Below are 15468 nucleotides of genomic sequence, written 5' to 3'. Positions count from 1 at the left end.
TGGCACGGTCAGGTGAGGAGAAGGCAGGCGTCCCAGTCGCTGGCTGGGAGGGTGCCTTCTTGGATGTTCTGGAAGGCGAGGGTCGCGCCGACCGAGCCGTTGAGGAAGTCGGTCTCGGCTGGGGGTTCGGTGGTCAGGAAGCGTTCGCTGAGCTGTGGCAGGTGGCGGGCGAAGGCTCGGGGTTCGTCGGCGTCCTGGGTGACGCGTTGGAGGACCCGGAGAAGGCCGCCGAGGCCGTGGCACAGGCCGCGGCTGGTGAGTTGGTTGAGCTGGGTGGGGTCAGCCAGGCAGTAGAGGAGTGCTCGTTCGGCCATGCGCTTGCGGTCAGGGTCGTTCAGGGCGAGGGCGGCGAGTTGTTGGGCGCGGGCCAGGCCGGGAGTGCCGTAGCACCAGGAGGGGGCGGCCAGGTGTGGGGGCACGGTGGTGGTGCTGGTGATCCAGCGTGGCCAGCGGGTGCCGTGGTGGTCGCTTACGCGTATCTGGTCCAGCCAGCGGCAGATCCGCAGCATCGCCTTCTCGTGGCCGGGCACGGTGCTGCCGCGGAGTTTGGCGAGTGCGAGGAGGGCGAGCGGGCCGGTGATGCCGTGGGCGAGGCCAGCGTTGGCGTGGCCGTCGGGGGTGGGAGCAGTGAGGCTGACGGGGCTGTGGCTCACCCACCAGCCCAGGCGGGTTCGCCCGCCGGCGGTGTGGAGGGGCTCGGTCAGGCGTACCAGGTACTCCAGTACGCCCTTGAAGTCATCGCACTTGGGGGCGCGGCGTAGGAGGAGGGCGCCGAGGCCGGTCAGGCCGCGCAGGAGGTCGTACTCGGCGAAGGTGGTCGGCTCGCCGCGGTCGATGCGGGCGTGTGCTGCTGCCAGCCGGCGTCGGATGTGGGCGGCGACGATTCGGTCGAGGGTCTGCAGGGCGCTGGTGTACCGGTTGCTGTCGACGGTGGTCCAGTGCAGCACGTACGTCATCGCGGGCGCGCCGAGGAACAGGCCGGTCTCGTTGCCGTCCAGGAGCGGGCCGATGTCGGCAAGTTGCTGATGGGCGGTCTGCCAGGATCCAGTGCCCTGGCGGGCGCGTTCGACGTGGAGCAGTGCGATGCCGAGGGAGCCTCGGGCGAGGGACTGCCGGAGGGTGGCGTCCGTGTCCGGGGTGGGTGGAGCGGTGGTCACCGCAGGGCTCCTTCTTCTCTTGCGGTCCAGGAAAGGGCGGCGGCGCGGGCCAGGCGGCGGCAGATGGCTTCGCTGTCGGGGGCGATGCCGGCGGCCCGGTTGTGGTGCATGTGCAGGAGGGACGGCAGAACCGCGGAGGGGTCGGCACCGTGCGCTTCGAGAGCCTGGCGGTAGGCGATCAGGGCGGCGCGTCGCAGGGCCCACGTTGCGACGAGGTGCTCACCGTTGGGCAAGGCTCGCAGGGCCGCGTGGTCCGGGCCTGGGGCGGAGAGGTGGATGGCTACGGAGAGTACGTCGCGGGTGGTGGCTTCGCCGTCGTTCTTCAGGAGGTTCGTCGTGAGCCATGCCCGTCCGTCCGCTGGGGAGCCGAGGAAGGCGTCGGCGATGTCGACGAAGCTGGCGGCGGTGACGGCGGGCCGGAGGCTGTCGGGGATGGGGAGGGCCATCTGTGCGAGGGCGGCGGCGGAGTCTGCGGCGAAGACTTGTTCGGCGGCGTCCAGGGTGGGGCCGGTGCCGTAGCGTCCGGTTTCCGGCTCGTCGGTGTCCCACTGGATACGTTGGAGCAGGCCCTCCGCGCGCAGTTCACCTGCCCAGGCGGCGACGTGCTGCGCCACCTCACCGAAGGCGTTCGGGTTCGGGAGGCGGAGTCGCAGCCGGAGGTGGCTGTCGGGGTCGTTGTAGCGGGTGAACCACCACGTCGGTGCGTCGGCGTCCCCGTCGTGGAGGAGGCGCGGGAGGTCCGTGGTCAGCAGTTCGCGTGCGCGGTCGGCGTTGCCGTACAGCTTCAGGTAGGCCCACTCGCCGGCGCCGGGCAGGCGGCTGGAGTCGTGGTTGACGACGGTCGCCGTGCGGTTGATGGGCGCGGGGGAAGGCGGTTGGTCGGAAGCGAAGGACACGGTGAATTCGTGGGCGCGGCCGACCCAGCCGAACGCCATCTCGTCGGGCGCTTCGTGCACGGTCACCGTTCCGTGGCGGTCCAGTTCCGCGCGCAGTAGTTGCCGGTGTGCGCTGATGTCGAGGTCGAGGCGGAGCCGTTGGTCGTTGCCCCCGACGTACACGGTGCGGGGTACGCCGTAGCGGATGCGCCAGTCGGTGAGACGGAACGTCCAGTCGCGACTGTCGTCGGAGAGATCGCGTGCGTTCAGCCGCCAGCAGGCGGCGGACAGGATGGTGCGGCCGACGCGGACTTCGGGCAGGAACGGCATCCGGGCCGCCGCGCCCCAGGCGAAGGGGGTGAGGATGGCGGTGTGGGAGCGGTGCAGTTCAGTGACGAAGCGGACGAGGGGGTGCGTGGCGCTGCTGAGTTCCACGGCGTTCATCACCGAGGGCTCGATGAGCTGTCGGGTGGAGAGGGAGAGCAGGTAGAGGCGGCGGGAGTCGGCGACGACGCCGAGGTCGTCCAGGCCGAGGGTGGCGTCCGGGTAGTGCTCGCCGACCGAGAGGACGCGCGGGACGACGGCGGGGGCGCGGCCGACGTTGCGGGTCGGGATACGCAGAGGCGAGCTGGACACCTGCCCGCGTACGGCTCCGGCGGCCAGCGTTGGCAGGGCGGCGTACTCGGCGGCCATCCGGTCGCGGTCCGACTGGTCCAGCATCGTTAGGAAACGGCCCGTGGTGGTGCCGGCCGCGAGGGATAGACCGCCGGTGACCAGGTCGAACCGGCCGTGCTCCAGGTCCTCCAGTGAGGGGGAGAGCACGGTGAAGCACAGTTCGACGTGAGCGGGCACCTGCGTGGGTTCCCCGAGTGACATGGCCTCGATGTCCTCCTCGGTGAGGACGACTTCGCGCCGATCGTTCAGGGCCGCAGACTGGGCGAGAGCGAGAAGGTGTTCGTCGCGGTGGGTCGTGGCCAGCACCGGCCGCTTCAGGACCGTGCCGCGGTAGCCGACGGGGAACCCGAGGCCGGTGTCCGGGTCGGTGAGGTCGCGCAGGGGGACGATCGCGCCCATGCTGTAGCGCTCCAGGAACCGCGCACGGTAGTCCTGCCACGCCGGAGAGCCGTTCGGGTACGGCGAGATGCGGGAGATGACCTCCAGGGCACGCTCCGCCTCCCGCGTGACCGCTGTCGGCAGGACGATGTCGCAGTCGGGGCGCACGTTCACAACCAGGGCGCGGGCGGTGCCTCCGGTGAGGGTGTTCATCCGCGCAGCCGCCTGGACGCGCAGGGCCTGCTGCTCACCCTGGACAGCGATGTCGTGCAGAACGAGGAGCTGGTGGATCTTTCGCAGCTCCTCGGCTGTCTCCGCCCCACCTGATGTAGCGGCGGTACCCGTGGCGTCCAGTTGCGCGATGAGATGTCCGAGCGCGTCGTCGCACGTCATGGGGGCGTGGAGGCTCGTCAGCAGGACACGGTGGGCGACGAGGCTGGACACCATGTCCTCGATCACCGCAGTCGGCGTGTTCGGGTAGTCGCCGTGGAGTTTGGCCACGAGGTCGCCGACCGTGATCGGCGTACGGGCTAAGGTGAGCACCGCTTCCACGGCTCGGGTCCGTCGCAGTGTGGTGTCGGTGGGGCCGTTCGTGCCGGACTGGTGCGGTACTGCCGCCCGAGTGCCTCGTATCGTGCAGGTCGGATCTGCCACCACGGGCAGGCGCCGCAGCACCTCCCGGTTGCCTTCCAGGGCGGTGATGGCGGCGTTCAACCACTCGGCATCGGCCCGGGCGAAAGCACGGTGCTCCTTCCCCCATGTCACCCGAGCGGTGCCGCCGATGTTCACGGGGGCGGGGCCGGCGAACAGCCCGAACGGTGTGGCGCGGTGCTGCATGCGCAGCAGGTAGCGGGCGAGCGAGGCCACGATGCGCCGGACGGTGCGCGGCCGTTGCCGCTCTCCGTCGAGCACGTAGCGGATGGCAGAGGCGAGGAGCGGCGCGGCGAACTCGATGGCGGCAGCCCGGGTGTCGTCCGCCCAGACCTGGGCGATCCAGTCGCGCCGGCGTTCGACATCGGCGGGGGCGTTGCCGTCCAGGTCGGGCCAAGGAGGAAGCGTCGCCGCCAGCGGGAAAACTGATGCGCGGATCATGCTCGCGTCGATTGCGTGGTACATCGCTGTGCCTCCTTCTTCGTCACGGTGGTGCGCGGGGCCGGGCGCGTCGGATGTCGCCCGGCCCCTGGTGGGTCAGCCGCCGATGCAGGTGCTGTTGGTGCAGGCGGACTGGCAGGTGGAGGTGCAGTTGTCGCTGGTGTCGTTCAGCAGCGAGCCGATGACCGGGGCGGAGGCGAGGGTCTCGATGTTGAGGTCGAAGTCCGACCCGGCGCTGGTGTTGCTGTAGTCGGTCGCGGCCTTCAGCGTTGTGGTGGGGTTCTGCGGTGCCATCACGTTCTCCTCACGGGAAGAGTTGGGTGGGATGTGCTGTGCCGGCCTGGCCGTGGCGCCGCCGACGGCGTCACGGCCAGGTGATCGTGACCCGCGTGTGGGGCCGGTCGACGAGCCGACCAGCGGGGAGCCGGTCGTCCGGCGTACCCGCCGGGTGGACCTCGATGTGCGCACGCTGGGCCCGGTGGTCGCTGTGCCAGACCTGGATCTCCTCCACCAGGCGGTCCGCGACCTTCTGTCCCTGCGCCCCGTGGCCGATCACCCCGAGCTCGTACCGGTCCGGGTAGTCGGTGGGGCGCGCGGTGCGGTAGGCGAAGCTGTCACCGTCCACCAGCGTGGGGACGCCGATCGGCGACGCGGAGGCAACCAGACCACGCTGTCGCGCGCCGATCTTGGCCGCCATCAGGGGAAGGTTGTCGAGGGCGGTCGTCAGCCACAGGTCCAGATGCTCGGTGGACTCGTCACCGGCCACGGTGACGCCTGACCACGCCTCGACGCGGGGCATACCCAGAGCCACCCGCAGGGCCGCGGCGTCGGGCTCGGGATGTCCGTCGAGGCGGAGGGCGATCTCCTCCTCCTCCACGTCGTGGAGCAATGCCAGGCGCACGCGGTTCTCCCCGACGCCTTGCATCGGTACGAACCCGCACAGCTCGAACCCGTCACTGACGAGCCGCTCCCTGTCGCGGACGAACGCCACCGTGCGGGTCATGCCACGCATCCGCAGCGGCACCACGAGCCGACCACCCTCCTTCAGCTGGTGGACCCAGGCGGGCGGGATGTCGGCGGCCTGCACGGTGACGACGATGCGGTCGTACGGCGCGTGGCCGGGCACGCCGTGCTCACCGTCGGCTGTGATCACCGTGACGACCCGGTCGTAGCCGGTCGCCTTGAGGAAGTCCTCCGCCCGCCGGGTGACGTCGCGGTCGATGTCCATCGTGACGATGTGGCCCTGCTCGCCCACCATCTCGGCGAGGTAGGCCGCATTCACCCCGCCGGAGCCGATCTCCAGGACGCTCATCCCCGGCTGGATGTCCGCCTGCTCGATCTGCATGGCCTGGATGCGCGGGGCGGACACCGAGCTGATGTTCACGCCCGTCGGGTCCGTCTTCGTGACGGCCGCGAACTCAGCCTCGTAGGTCTTAGCCATGTCCACTTCGGGGGTGGCCAGGTGCCGGGGTACCGAACGGAACGCGGCCACGACGCGGCCACTGCGCGCGGCCCCCAGTTCGATCAGCCGCTCCACCATGGCATCACGCAACTGCTGTTCGGATGCGGGAGCGTTGTCCGTCTCGGACATCGGGGCGGGAGTGTCATTCACAAGCATTCTCCTTCTCGGCACTACGTCGTCTTCTTGAGCTGGGCCAGCCTGTCTGCGGTGTTGTCGGCCAGGTCAGCGGCGAGTGCGCGCACGTCAAGGGGAAGGCCCTCGTCCTTACTGGCATTGATTCCGGCGCCGTCGGCGCCGATCAGGTCGAACAACGTGTCGTCGTCTGGTTCCTCGGCTGCCAAGGCAGCTCCCTCTTCTTGCGGCGGTGCGGCCCGCTCCCGCTGTGACCTGTCCTTCTGAGGTCTGGGATACCTCCAGCTCGAACAGCGGGAGCGGGGTTGAAGGCCCGTCCAGGACGCGGCCGCTCTCCTACGCGACGTGGGCGGGCGGTCTGTTGAGTGGCGCTTTGGTGGGCCACTGGCCGAGGGGACTGGGCTGTCCGGGAGCCAGGGCATTCCGCAGACGGGCGGCGCGCTCGCTCATCGTCCAATGGAGCTGTTCGAGCCTGAAGACGCATCGCTGGCAGGCGCAGAGGGGGAACGCCGTGCCCGCCATCGCGATCTCGCCGACCTCGGCCACGGGGACGTTCGTCTGCTCGCACCTGAAGCAGCTGCCGGTCGCCCAGTCGAAACGGCTCCACAACTCTCCTGGCCTCACCCCCATGGCGGGCCTCCTCCCCGGAGATGGAGATGGGGCAGCGGGTTACCGCCGACAAGGGGCAGAAAGGTTACCGGGCGCACATGCCACACGAAGGAGCACGGCCCCGCTGCGAACGGCAGCGTGAAATCCACACCCTGTTGAAGAGCTGAGACGGCGTCCCGCCAGCTCTGGGCACGTCGGTCCACGAGGAGGTCGATGGAGGCCGGCTCAGCGGCCGAGGCTATGACGCGGACTTGAATGCGTGCCCATCGGACAGCCGAGGCGGCGGTCGGCTGTGCGGCACAGCTGATGCGCCGCCCGTCCGCGTGACGCCATTCGCACCAGAACCCGGACTCAGGCCCGCGGACGGCGTGTGCCGGCGTGGGAGAGACGTGAAGGAGCACGGGGTGATCAGGGCGCATGGCCGCCTGCCTCCGGGCAGACCCACAGCAGCCGGCGGGTAAGACTGGCGACGTCGCGCATATAGAAGAAGGCGCTGAAGGCCGGGGTCTCCTTCGTAGGACGCGCTGACAGCTCCAGCAGCTTGTTCGCCCGGCTGACCAGATTCCTGATGTCGGGGTCCTCGTCCGCGCCCAGGTCCATGCTGAGAAGCCGGTTCAGCTGCTCGATGACGGCCGTGGTCCTGATGTCGATGCTCTCGCGGGTGGAGGTGCCCAGCTTCATCCTCAGGGCGGCGTCGGTGCTGTCCGCGATCAGCTCCGTGTCGATGGGCTGTTTGTCGACGGCTGGAGCCTTGCGTCTGTCCGTCACGGTGCTCACCACGCATCTCCCCTCGGTACCGCAACCTGCGGCGACTGCCTCGGTTGCTCGGGTTCGGAGACGAACGTAGAGCGGCCGCCACCCAAGTCCCAAGGAGATTGCGCGAGTTTGCAGCAAGCCGATTGACGGCCCACAACCGCCCATCGACCATCGTCATGTCGCGCAAACCCAAGCAAGGCAGCAGACAGGAGAACGGCCATGAAGCTACGGTTCCTTGGTAAGAACTCCACGGTCGGCGACTGCCCGACCCTGTACGCCACGGACCGGGACACCTACCTCGTCCAGGGCTGGAAGATCTTCGCGAACGACCTGCTGATGCAGCTTGAGATCCCGGAGGGGGAGACGGCGGTGGAGGTGCCCACAGAGCTGTTCGAGCACCTCACCAACGACGGCCTGGCGGCTGGGGAGATCAGGCGCATCGAGGATCCGATCATGATCCTCACGCCGAACGGTACGTTCATCGTCCAGGGCCGCGAGGTGACCGACCCCGAGGCGCTGGCCCAGATGGAGATTCCGGACTACGAGACCGTGGTCGAGGTCCCCAAGGCCGCGATCACCGCCCTACTGGAGGAACCGCGTGGAGCTGATCTCCAGCGCCGAGCGCAACCGGCTCTTTGAGAGCTTCGCGCAGGACGCATTCCATCTGGAGCTGAGGGACGACTACTCCGTCCCCGACGAGGACAGCCCTTTCACGAGCTGGCTCAGCGGCGAGAGCGTCGACTACTCCTACATGGCCCCCTGGACGCACCTCATCAGGCGCGTCACCGGAGAAGGGAAAACCGTCCGACGCGTCCGAGTCGTCACCGAGCCGCACACCCCCTACATCCAGTGGGAACACGCCACCACCACCCTCAACGAGGAGGCCGGCGAGGAGATCCGCTGGCTGCCCCGGCACCGCCTGCCGGAGGGCGTCACCTTCCCCGTGGGAGGCAACGACTGGTGGTTGTACGACGACCGCCTGCTCGCCGTGGGCCACTTCGACCCCGACGGCAGGGTGCTCGGGTCGGAACTGATCGAGGACCCGGACACCGTGGCCGAGTGCGTACGCCTACGGGACCTGCTGTGGTCCGCCGCCACCCCGCACCCCGAGTACAAGCCCTGACCGACCCGTGAGCACCCAAGTACAAGAGGCACTGCAAGCGCTCGGTGCCCGGCTGCGCGGCTTCCGCAAGGACGCCGGATTCGCCAGCGGCCGGGCATTCGCGCGCGCCACCGCGTGGCAGGAGTCGAAGGTCTCCCGCATCGAGAACGGCAAGCAACGCCCCAGCGAGGACGACATCCGAGTCTGGTGCGAGACGACAGGGCAGGGCGACCAACTGGGCGACCTGGTCGCGATCGTCCGCCACGTCGACGAGCTGTGGCTCGAATGGCGCCGACAGCTCCAGACCGGCGTCGAGAAACGACAACGCCAAGCCATCCCGGTCTACGCCAAGACCAAGGTCTTCCGCATCTGGCACCCCACGCTCATCTGGGGAACCCTCCAGACCGCGGACTACGCCGCCGAGGTCTTCCAACAGGGCGTCAGCTACTACGAGATACCCAACGACACCGAAGCGGCCGTGGCCAAGCGACTCGAACGCCAGCAGTACCTGTACCAGGGCGAGCGCATCTTCAACGTCCTCCTCGGCGAACAGGCCCTCTACACCAACTTCGGCGGCCCAGAAGTGATGAAGGGCCAGCTCGACCGCCTCCTGGCGGTGATGCGCCTTCCCCGCCTCAGCCTGGGCATTGTCCCCAAGTCCGCCCCGACCCTCATCTGGCCGGGCAACGCGTTCTCGATGTTCGACAGCCGGCTCGTCCTCGTCGAGACCTACTCGGCGGAGTTCTCCGTCTCCCAGCCCCGCGAAATCGAGCTGTACACCAAGGCGTTCGCCCTCCTTAAGCAGTCAGCGGTCTACGGCACCGCCGTCCGAGACCTCATCTCCACGGCGATCCAGCACTACGACCAGATCCCGAACGACTAGGAGAGCGCACCGTGCAGCCGATGACCCCGAACTGGCGAACCAGCTCGTACACGGAAACGCAGAACTGCGTCGAAGTAGCAGACAACGACCCGACCACGGTGATGATTCGGGACACCAAGGCACGTGGCCGGGGAACCATCGAAGTCCAACCGACCGCCTGGACGGCTTTCGTGGAGCACACCAGACAGAGACAGCGCTGATGGCGTTCGCGTAGCCCCTTATGAACGGTGCCGATCACCCTTTGGTTGTCAGATCGGCGAGAGTCACTCGACGCAAGTTGCCATCCGAGGAGGTCAGTTCGCCCCAGGCAGACAGAAAGGACCCCGCAAGGACTGGTGCCTGGCGGCAGCAGCATGGCAACCTGCAACATCTCGCCAGTGGATAGCGGTCAGTTGGTCGACGTTCATGACCCCACACGAAGTCTGGCTATGGCCGATAGCTGCTACTCATCCCCTCTCGACGGTGGCTGATCCATCTCCGAGCCTATGGAGGCGCCCCTGCACCCGCACCACCCCAGCCATCCCTCCCATCCCGACTCACCAGACCCGGTGTACTGGGTCTCGCCACGTCACTTGGCCGGTGACGACGGCGCGCTTGCCGAGCGAATCGGCGACACCCTGGCCAGCCTCGACTGGCATATGTGGCCAACCTCCCGCAGCACCCTGCTGTACGTGAGCCCCAACGGGCTATACGGCGCTGAGTGGGTCCTTGCTGCTTACCCGTTCGAGCTGGGTGGGCTGCCGGTCGCCTGGCAGTTGAGCGCCCGCTCACGTGCCACGTCCGTGATGGCGGAGTGGAACGCGTACTTCACTGTCGGCACCCCATACGAGGCGCTCGCCGATCTACTCGTGGAGATCGGCGCCTGTACGCCCGACGTCGGCTTCGAGGGGCCCGAGACCGTCCTCGACGCACTCTGTGCCCGCGGCTGGATGCGTGACGTGGATCGGCCGCGCACCACCGCGGTGGAACCCGGTTTCTGCTCCAGTGTGTCCCTGGAGATGCTGCCGCCCCTCATCGAGGACGCCGACCCGCGTCCTGACCTTGTGGGCTGGCAGGCGTGGGCGGAGCCCGTTCTTGGCGCCCCGTATCTGTGGTGTGCCAGCTTCAGCGCCAGCGTCCCCCACGGCGTGGTTGCCGCGTTCGCTTCCTCGCTCGCCTCGCCGGTTCCGGTGCCCCGCCGCACTGTGCCCGAGAGCGCCGCGGGTCGGCTCACCGTCGTCCGCCGCAGCTGACGACCAGGCCCTCGGCGGCGGTACCACCGTCACGGTCACGGCGCGGAAGGTGCTCGTCGCCCGGCTGGGCAACGAGTGGTGGAGCCAGCTTCTGGCCATCGCCGCCGGCGGGCGCAGCCGCATCGTCATGCAGACGGCCGTCCGTACCGGGACGGTGATCGTCACGGGATGAATCGGTAGCCACGTCAGTCCTGTCGCAACGGCGGCCCACCGGGTGGGCCGCCGCCGGTGTGTGTCAGGTCAGTTGTCTTCGTGCTCGGTGCGGAATTCGAGGCCGGTTCGCGCGGCGATGATCTTGGCCAGGCGCTCGTATTCTGCGTAGTCCTCGTCGGTCATGATGGCGTGGATGTTGCTGCACAGGGAGCCGTCGGGGAGCTGGTCGACGTACTTCGTGAACAGGTCGACGAGGGCCTTCTGCGTCTCGTGGGTTTCACGCACCCACTCGCTCTCCAGCCGTCGCTGCGACTTCGCGGCGGTCATCTCTGCCGGGGTAGCGTTGCAGATCAGGTCGTGCTCGGCCGTGGTGAACGCGGTCCCGTTGCGGCGATACAGGAGCGACGGGTCGTCGCCGCTGGTGCTGTCCACTTCGGCGAGGAGGACGACGATGTCGGCGCGGACAGAGGGCTGGGGCATGGGCGGTTCCTTGTGTGGTGTCGTTGTGATCGGCGTCGGTGATGGCGGCGGCCAGGGAGTAGGGGCGTTTAGGGCCGCCGGGTCCGGGGTTCCTGCGGGCGCGGAGCGGTGGGGTGTGCTGCGGCGTGGCCGGCGTTGGCTGCCTGGGCTCGTGGGCCGGGCGAGTGGCGTTCGCCGAGGCGGCGGATGCGCCAGGTCAGTGCGCGTGCGGGGCTGTGGGCGTCGTCGAGCGTGCGGCGCTGGTCGAGGGCCCGGTCGAGGAGCACGATCGGGTTGTGTCCGGCGGCTTCCGCCTCGGCGAGCACGGTGGCCAGGGCGTCCCAGGCCGGGTCGGCCAGGATGCGTTCGGCGTGCTTGGGGACCGCTTCTCGGAGGTGGTGGGCGTAGCGGCGTTTGGTCTGAGGGCTGGGTGCCCGGCTGGCGAGGCCGGCCAGGACCGGTCCGGTGACCTGCGCGTACGCGGCCCGCAGGTGGATGAGGGTCTGCTCGGCTGCCGCCTGCTGTTGGGCGTGCTGGCGGGTGCGGTGCCAGTGCATCGCGTAGACGACGGCGGTGAGCGCGACGTCCAGCAGCATCGCCAGCCCGGCACCGTCGCCATGCGGTGCGGGGTCCTTCCAGATCGCTTGGACGCTGCGGCGCAGGACACGGGCGCTGGCGTGGTCGGCGGCGACGCGGGAGCGGGTGGCGCGTTCGAAGGCGACGGCGGCGCGTTCGAGTTCTGCCCGCGCTGCGGCGGGGGCGGTGAGCGGGAGCAGGTCGAGTGCTCCGCCGAGCGCGGCCAGCTGGCCCTGGGCCACCGCGTCGTCGCTGAGGGCCAGGTGGTGGGGGATGCGTTCGGTGGCGTCGGTGGCCTGGTGCCAAGGGTTGCCCGGCCGGACGGCCACCGGTTCGGGGCCGGTGGTGGCGAGGCGTTGGCGGATCTTGGGCAGGGAGAGGTCGCCGGCGAGGGTGGACCCTGCATAGAACACGGGCTCGCCCTTGTCGTTGGTGTCACCGGGGAGAGCGAAGGTGCAGCCGAGCGCGTCGCCGGACGGGCCGAGTTTGAGGCGCACGGTCACCCCGGTCGCCTCCAGCAGGGCGAAGAACTCGGCCTCGGTAGAGGCGGCGCCCATCGCGCGGCGGACCCGCAGGCGCAGGATCTCGCGGGAGGTGGCGTCCTGGCCCAGGCGCTTGGCTTTGAAGACTTCCTTGCTGGTGGGGGGCTTGGCTGCGGTGCCGTCGCCCGGCTTCAACCGCCGGAGCCCGTAGTCGACTTCGATCTGGCGGGCTTCCCTCTGCACGGCGCGGATGTCGTGGTTTCGCCGGGGGCGGCGACCATCCTGGCGGACGAGGGTGGCGGCGATGTGAATGTGGTCGTCGGCGTGGCGCACGACCACCCAGCGGCAGGCTTCCGTGTCTCCGGTGGGGGCGATGCCGGCGGCGGCCACGATCCGGCGGGCGATGTCCGCCCACTGGGCGTCGGAGAGGATCGGGTCCTCAGGCGCGGCACGGACAGGGCAGTGCCACACCGTGTACTTGGGTGCCTTGTCGCCCAGCATCTGCACGGGCTGGTCGAGCTGCGCGGCGAGCTGGGCCTCCACCTCCTTGGGATCGCGGTGCGGGCTGCGGCCGGGGTCGGGGGCGAAGTCGTTCCACGAGGCCACCAGGTGCGGGTCGATGTGCTCGTTGGCCCGGCCCTTGCCGAAGAGGTAGCCGATCGTGCGGCGCGTGGCCTGTGGCCCCTTGCCGAGAATGATCTTCGGGATCAACGACTCACCGCCCGTCTGTGATGCGGGCGACGGCGGTGTCCAACTCGGCGATGGACGCCTCGACGCGGTCCAGGAGCCGTTGGACGGTGTCGGGGTGAGGCAGCGCGCCGTCCATGTTGAGGTGCCGGGTGAGCTGGTTGAGATTGTTGCCGACCATGCCGAGCTGCCCGTTGGCGGCCATCAGCGCCTTCACCAGAGCGCGGTAGTCGGCGACGGCTGCGGTGGGATCGTCGGCGCGGGCGGCGGCGAGCGCGCATTCGGCCACGTAACCGCCGGGGGTCATGCGGCTAAGGGCAGCGGCGTACTTCACGAGGGCGATCTCGTCGTCGTTGTAGCGGGGATGGATGCGGCGCTTGCGCAGTTGCTTGTCACGCAGGCGGCGACGCGGCGCGGAGTGCTGCGGCATGTTCGACGACGACTCGCTACCCCCTGTCCCGGTCGGCTCCCCAGGGCCGACCGGCTCCGGCGCCCCTGCGCCGGATGCCTCCGCCTCCCCCGGGGCGGGGGCCGGGTAAGGACTCCTTACCGGACAACTTGCTGCGCGGTTGTCCGGGGTGTTGGGCGTCTCCTGCCGGTTGGTGTCGTCGTGGTGTCGGTCGTGCACGTGTGGTTCTCCGAGGGTGTGGTCGGTAGGGGAGCTGAGCCGCCGAAGCGTCGAGCGCTGGCAGATGAGGCCAGTGGCCGAAGCAGTGCGACGGTTGTGGGAGCTGCGGTAGACGCCGTCAGGGGCAGGGCTGTGTGGTTTGCGAGGAGTGCAACGGGGACTGGTCCCCAAGCGCTGCGGCACACGGTCCCCATACAACGGGGGACGGGACGCGCCGATCATCGGGGACGGTCCCCCTGACACGTCGTCACGGGGACCGTCCCGTTCCGCTGCACGGTCCCGGTCCCCGCGGGGACCGAAGAGGCTGCCGTGGGGGACGGTCCCGGTTACCGGGGACGCTTCAGGTGACCGACATAAGGGCCCTCTGAGCTGCATGTTCTGCGGGACCGGTCCCCGACAGCCGTCACACGGTCCCCGGGACGCGGTCCCCCAAGCGCTCGTCGGGACCGTGTACGACCGGTTGGGGACCGGGCCGTTCCCAGCCCACGCAACTGCCGAGAGGAGCGAAACGGGACGGCGTCACGCTGCTCGGTGTCGGTCCATCCGGGCAGCGGCGAGGTCGACGCGCGACGGATGGGGAGTGGCACGTACGGCATTGCCCCGGGCGGTTCCGTCAGGGCTCGCCCTGCGTTGACGGCACGGGGAGCCCACGGCCGCGTGGCACCAGTCGCACCGCACGCCGAGCGCGTCCGGGACGCCTGCGGCGACGGCGGTCTCGCGTGCGGCGCGGGCCGGACGGTAGCGGGCGAGCTCGGCGCGTACGGCCGGCGGGATGCACGACCCGACCTCGCGCAGGCGCTCATCGACGTCGCGAGGCCGACCACCGCTGTTGATGTGCCGGTACGTCGCAGGGGCGGTCACCCCGGTGGCGACAGCGTTCCGGGACCGGAGCAGCTCGGCACGCCAGGCGACCGGGTCGTCCGGGTCTGCGGCGGGAGTGGGGTCGGTGTGCCGGTCGAGGCGGTCGCGTCGGTGGGCACGCCACCTGCGGACGACGTCCAAGGGCAGGATCGGGTACGGCGAGTCGAGCACGTGCGACCGTATCGCCTCGCGGACGTCCCAGCCGTGGTCGGTGGCGAAAGGCACGTCGTCGAGCAGCTCCTGCCACTGGGCGATCTGGTCACGGGCCTCGCCCGTGCCGGTGCGGATGGTGCGGGGGTCGAGGCGCCCGACGTAGGCGAGGACGGCGGCGACTTCACGTCGGTCCAAGGGCGGGTTACTCCGTTCCGGTCGGTTCGTCGAGGGCTGCGAGCAGGGCGGCCATGTGCGCTTCGGAGCGCGTCATGCCGGTGGCTGAGGTGTGGGTGCCGTGGGTGCCGCCGGGTAGGGCGTAGAGGGTGGGGCGTCCAGGGGCGGGGGTGTGTTCCCTGGCGATCCACGCGCGCCAGTCGGTGGCCCACGCGGTGGCGGTGCGGGGCGGCCACGGAGCCCGGTAGGCGCGCCACTTCTCGTCGGCGGCGTGCAGGGCGTGCTCGCCGAGTCGGTCGAGGTGGCCGTCGCGCTGGAGCCAGGCACGGGCGTCGTCGTCGATCTGCCATTCGAGCACGGAGATGAGCGGGGTAGAGCTGCTGCTGCTCTTACCGTTCACCTTCGGTTCTCTTCTGTTCTGGGGGTCGGAATCCGCACCCCCACCGGGTCGGTTTCCGTACCCCCTGGGGGCCGGATTCCGTACCCCTGGGTCGGAATCCGCTTCCCCCTCGACATGCTCGGCAGGGCCGGATTCAGGCCCCCCGAGGGTCGGAATCCGATCCCCCCGCGGAGCCGTATTCCGGTCCCCCTCCTCGTCCTGATCGGCGAGGAACCGGGCGGCGACCGGGAGGAGGTAGTACGTCTCTCCCCGCGGCCCCTTGCGGTCAGGGAGCTGCACCAGCTCGCCGCTGGCGATCAACTTCGCCAGGGCGTCACGTACGGCGGTGCGGGAGGCGTTGGCGCGTTTCATGAGGGTGGGCACGGACGCGTACGCGACGCAGTGCCGGTCGCGGCACCGGTCGGCGATCAAGGCGAGGACCATGCGGGCGGTGCCCTTGCTGCGGCTGTGGTCCCACACCCACTCGCGGGCGTCGTAGCTCATCGGGCGGCGGCTCCTAGGTCAGGACGGGGAGGTGCGATCGGCCCTCGTCGGGCGGTGCA

The 15468-nt window shown here is 69.7% G+C and carries 18 protein-coding genes; 6 read left to right on the top strand and 12 right to left on the bottom strand.

The features are described from left to right. Positions 1-8: 8 nt before the first annotated feature. The 7 genes from PYR72_RS23055 to PYR72_RS23025 form a co-directional block, all read right to left on the bottom strand. A complete protein-coding gene (locus PYR72_RS23055; RefSeq protein ID WP_275457072.1) occupies positions 9-1157 on the bottom strand; it encodes a lanthionine synthetase LanC family protein in 1149 nt (382 codons plus the stop codon). Further along, complete coding sequence (locus tag PYR72_RS23050) at positions 1154-4201, bottom strand: lantibiotic dehydratase (protein ID WP_275457071.1); 3048 nt, start codon at positions 4199-4201, stop codon at positions 1154-1156. Before PYR72_RS23050 ends, PYR72_RS23055 begins: the two co-directional genes overlap by 4 nt. A 72-nt stretch (positions 4202-4273) precedes the next feature. Beyond that, positions 4274-4471: an FxLD family lanthipeptide gene (locus PYR72_RS23045; protein ID WP_275457070.1), complete on the bottom strand. Its 198-nt coding sequence runs from the start codon at positions 4469-4471 to the stop codon at positions 4274-4276. Positions 4472-4541: 70 nt separating this feature from the next. Beyond that, entirely contained in the window at positions 4542-5789 is a 1248-nt protein-coding gene (gene fxlM / locus PYR72_RS23040) for a methyltransferase, FxLD system (RefSeq protein WP_275457069.1), read from the bottom strand. 20 nt (positions 5790-5809) lie between these two features. Beyond that, positions 5810-5980, bottom strand: a complete 171-nt coding sequence (locus PYR72_RS23035; protein WP_275457068.1) for a hypothetical protein — start codon at positions 5978-5980, stop codon at positions 5810-5812. 127 nt (positions 5981-6107) lie between these two features. Beyond that, positions 6108-6401, bottom strand: coding sequence for a hypothetical protein (locus tag PYR72_RS23030; protein ID WP_275457067.1), 294 nt, complete (start codon positions 6399-6401; stop codon positions 6108-6110). Between the two features lie 387 nt (positions 6402-6788). After that, on the bottom strand, positions 6789-7157 hold the full coding sequence (locus PYR72_RS23025) for a hypothetical protein (protein ID WP_275457066.1): 369 nt from the start codon (positions 7155-7157) through the stop codon (positions 6789-6791). A gap of 198 nt (positions 7158-7355) precedes the next feature. Between PYR72_RS23025 and PYR72_RS23020 the strand changes: the two genes are divergently transcribed. The 6 genes from PYR72_RS23020 to PYR72_RS22995 all read left to right on the top strand — a co-directional run bounded on the left by PYR72_RS23020 (position 7356) and on the right by PYR72_RS22995 (position 10525). Continuing rightward, positions 7356-7775, top strand: a complete 420-nt coding sequence (locus PYR72_RS23020) for a hypothetical protein (RefSeq protein WP_275457065.1) — start codon at positions 7356-7358, stop codon at positions 7773-7775. Further along, entirely contained in the window at positions 7735-8259 is a 525-nt protein-coding gene (locus tag PYR72_RS23015; RefSeq protein ID WP_275457064.1) for a DUF6879 family protein, read from the top strand. The genes PYR72_RS23020 and PYR72_RS23015 overlap by 41 nt, the downstream gene beginning before the upstream one ends. A gap of 7 nt (positions 8260-8266) precedes the next feature. Further along, positions 8267-9121, top strand: coding sequence for a helix-turn-helix transcriptional regulator (locus tag PYR72_RS23010; RefSeq protein WP_275457063.1), 855 nt, complete (start codon positions 8267-8269; stop codon positions 9119-9121). A 20-nt stretch (positions 9122-9141) separates the two neighbouring features. Beyond that, on the top strand, positions 9142-9321 hold the full coding sequence (locus PYR72_RS23005) for a DUF397 domain-containing protein (RefSeq protein ID WP_275460493.1): 180 nt from the start codon (positions 9142-9144) through the stop codon (positions 9319-9321). Between the two features lie 285 nt (positions 9322-9606). Next, positions 9607-10353 carry a DUF317 domain-containing protein gene (locus PYR72_RS23000; RefSeq protein ID WP_275457062.1) on the top strand — a complete coding sequence of 249 codons (747 nt, stop codon included), beginning with the start codon at positions 9607-9609 and terminating at the stop codon, positions 10351-10353. A 49-nt stretch (positions 10354-10402) separates the two neighbouring features. After that, entirely contained in the window at positions 10403-10525 is a 123-nt protein-coding gene (locus PYR72_RS22995; protein ID WP_275457061.1) for a hypothetical protein, read from the top strand. Between the two features lie 68 nt (positions 10526-10593). Here the strand turns inward: PYR72_RS22995 and PYR72_RS22990 are convergent, their stop codons facing one another. The 5 genes from PYR72_RS22990 to PYR72_RS22970 all read right to left on the bottom strand — a co-directional run bounded on the left by PYR72_RS22990 (position 10594) and on the right by PYR72_RS22970 (position 15409). Continuing rightward, the gene (locus tag PYR72_RS22990; protein ID WP_275457060.1) at positions 10594-10986 is read right to left on the bottom strand and encodes a hypothetical protein; all 393 of its coding nucleotides are present in this window, start codon (positions 10984-10986) and stop codon (positions 10594-10596) included. 68 nt (positions 10987-11054) lie between these two features. After that, positions 11055-12734, bottom strand: a complete 1680-nt coding sequence (locus tag PYR72_RS22985) for a mobilization protein (RefSeq protein ID WP_275457059.1) — start codon at positions 12732-12734, stop codon at positions 11055-11057. 4 nt (positions 12735-12738) lie between these two features. Beyond that, positions 12739-13140: a plasmid mobilization relaxosome protein MobC gene (gene mobC, locus PYR72_RS22980; RefSeq protein WP_275457058.1), complete on the bottom strand. Its 402-nt coding sequence runs from the start codon at positions 13138-13140 to the stop codon at positions 12739-12741. A 717-nt stretch (positions 13141-13857) separates the two neighbouring features. Beyond that, the gene (locus tag PYR72_RS22975) at positions 13858-14547 is read right to left on the bottom strand and encodes a hypothetical protein (protein ID WP_275457057.1); all 690 of its coding nucleotides are present in this window, start codon (positions 14545-14547) and stop codon (positions 13858-13860) included. Positions 14548-14554: 7 nt separating this feature from the next. Then, positions 14555-15409 (bottom strand): helix-turn-helix domain-containing protein, encoded by an 855-nt coding sequence (locus tag PYR72_RS22970; RefSeq protein WP_275457056.1) that lies wholly within the window; start codon positions 15407-15409, stop codon positions 14555-14557. Between the last annotated feature and the right edge of the window lie 59 nt (positions 15410-15468).

The organism is Streptomyces sp. VNUA24 (assembly GCF_029167005.1).
GTDB classification, from domain to species: Bacteria; Actinomycetota; Actinomycetes; order Streptomycetales; family Streptomycetaceae; genus Streptomyces; species Streptomyces scabiei.
The sequence above is the reverse complement of the archived record's forward strand: the minus strand, read 5'-3'. Positions and strand labels throughout refer to the sequence as shown.

Bases quoted from the DNA above. Each gene is read 5' to 3' on its own strand.
- PYR72_RS23050 (WP_275457071.1), bottom strand. From the start codon at position 4,201: ATGTACCACGCAATCGACGCGAGCATGATCCGCGCATCAGTTTTCCCG.
- PYR72_RS23045 (WP_275457070.1), bottom strand. From the start codon at position 4,471: ATGGCACCGCAGAACCCCACCACAACGCTGAAGGCCGCGACCGACTAC.
- PYR72_RS23030 (WP_275457067.1), bottom strand. From the start codon at position 6,401: ATGGGGGTGAGGCCAGGAGAGTTGTGGAGCCGTTTCGACTGGGCGACC.
- PYR72_RS23020 (WP_275457065.1), top strand. From the start codon at position 7,356: ATGAAGCTACGGTTCCTTGGTAAGAACTCCACGGTCGGCGACTGCCCG.
- PYR72_RS23005 (WP_275460493.1), top strand. From the start codon at position 9,142: ATGACCCCGAACTGGCGAACCAGCTCGTACACGGAAACGCAGAACTGC.
- PYR72_RS23000 (WP_275457062.1), top strand. From the start codon at position 9,607: ATGGAGGCGCCCCTGCACCCGCACCACCCCAGCCATCCCTCCCATCCC.
- PYR72_RS22990 (WP_275457060.1), bottom strand. From the start codon at position 10,986: ATGCCCCAGCCCTCTGTCCGCGCCGACATCGTCGTCCTCCTCGCCGAA.
- mobC (WP_275457058.1), bottom strand. From the start codon at position 13,140: ATGCCGCAGCACTCCGCGCCGCGTCGCCGCCTGCGTGACAAGCAACTG.
- PYR72_RS22970 (WP_275457056.1), bottom strand. From the start codon at position 15,409: ATGAGCTACGACGCCCGCGAGTGGGTGTGGGACCACAGCCGCAGCAAG.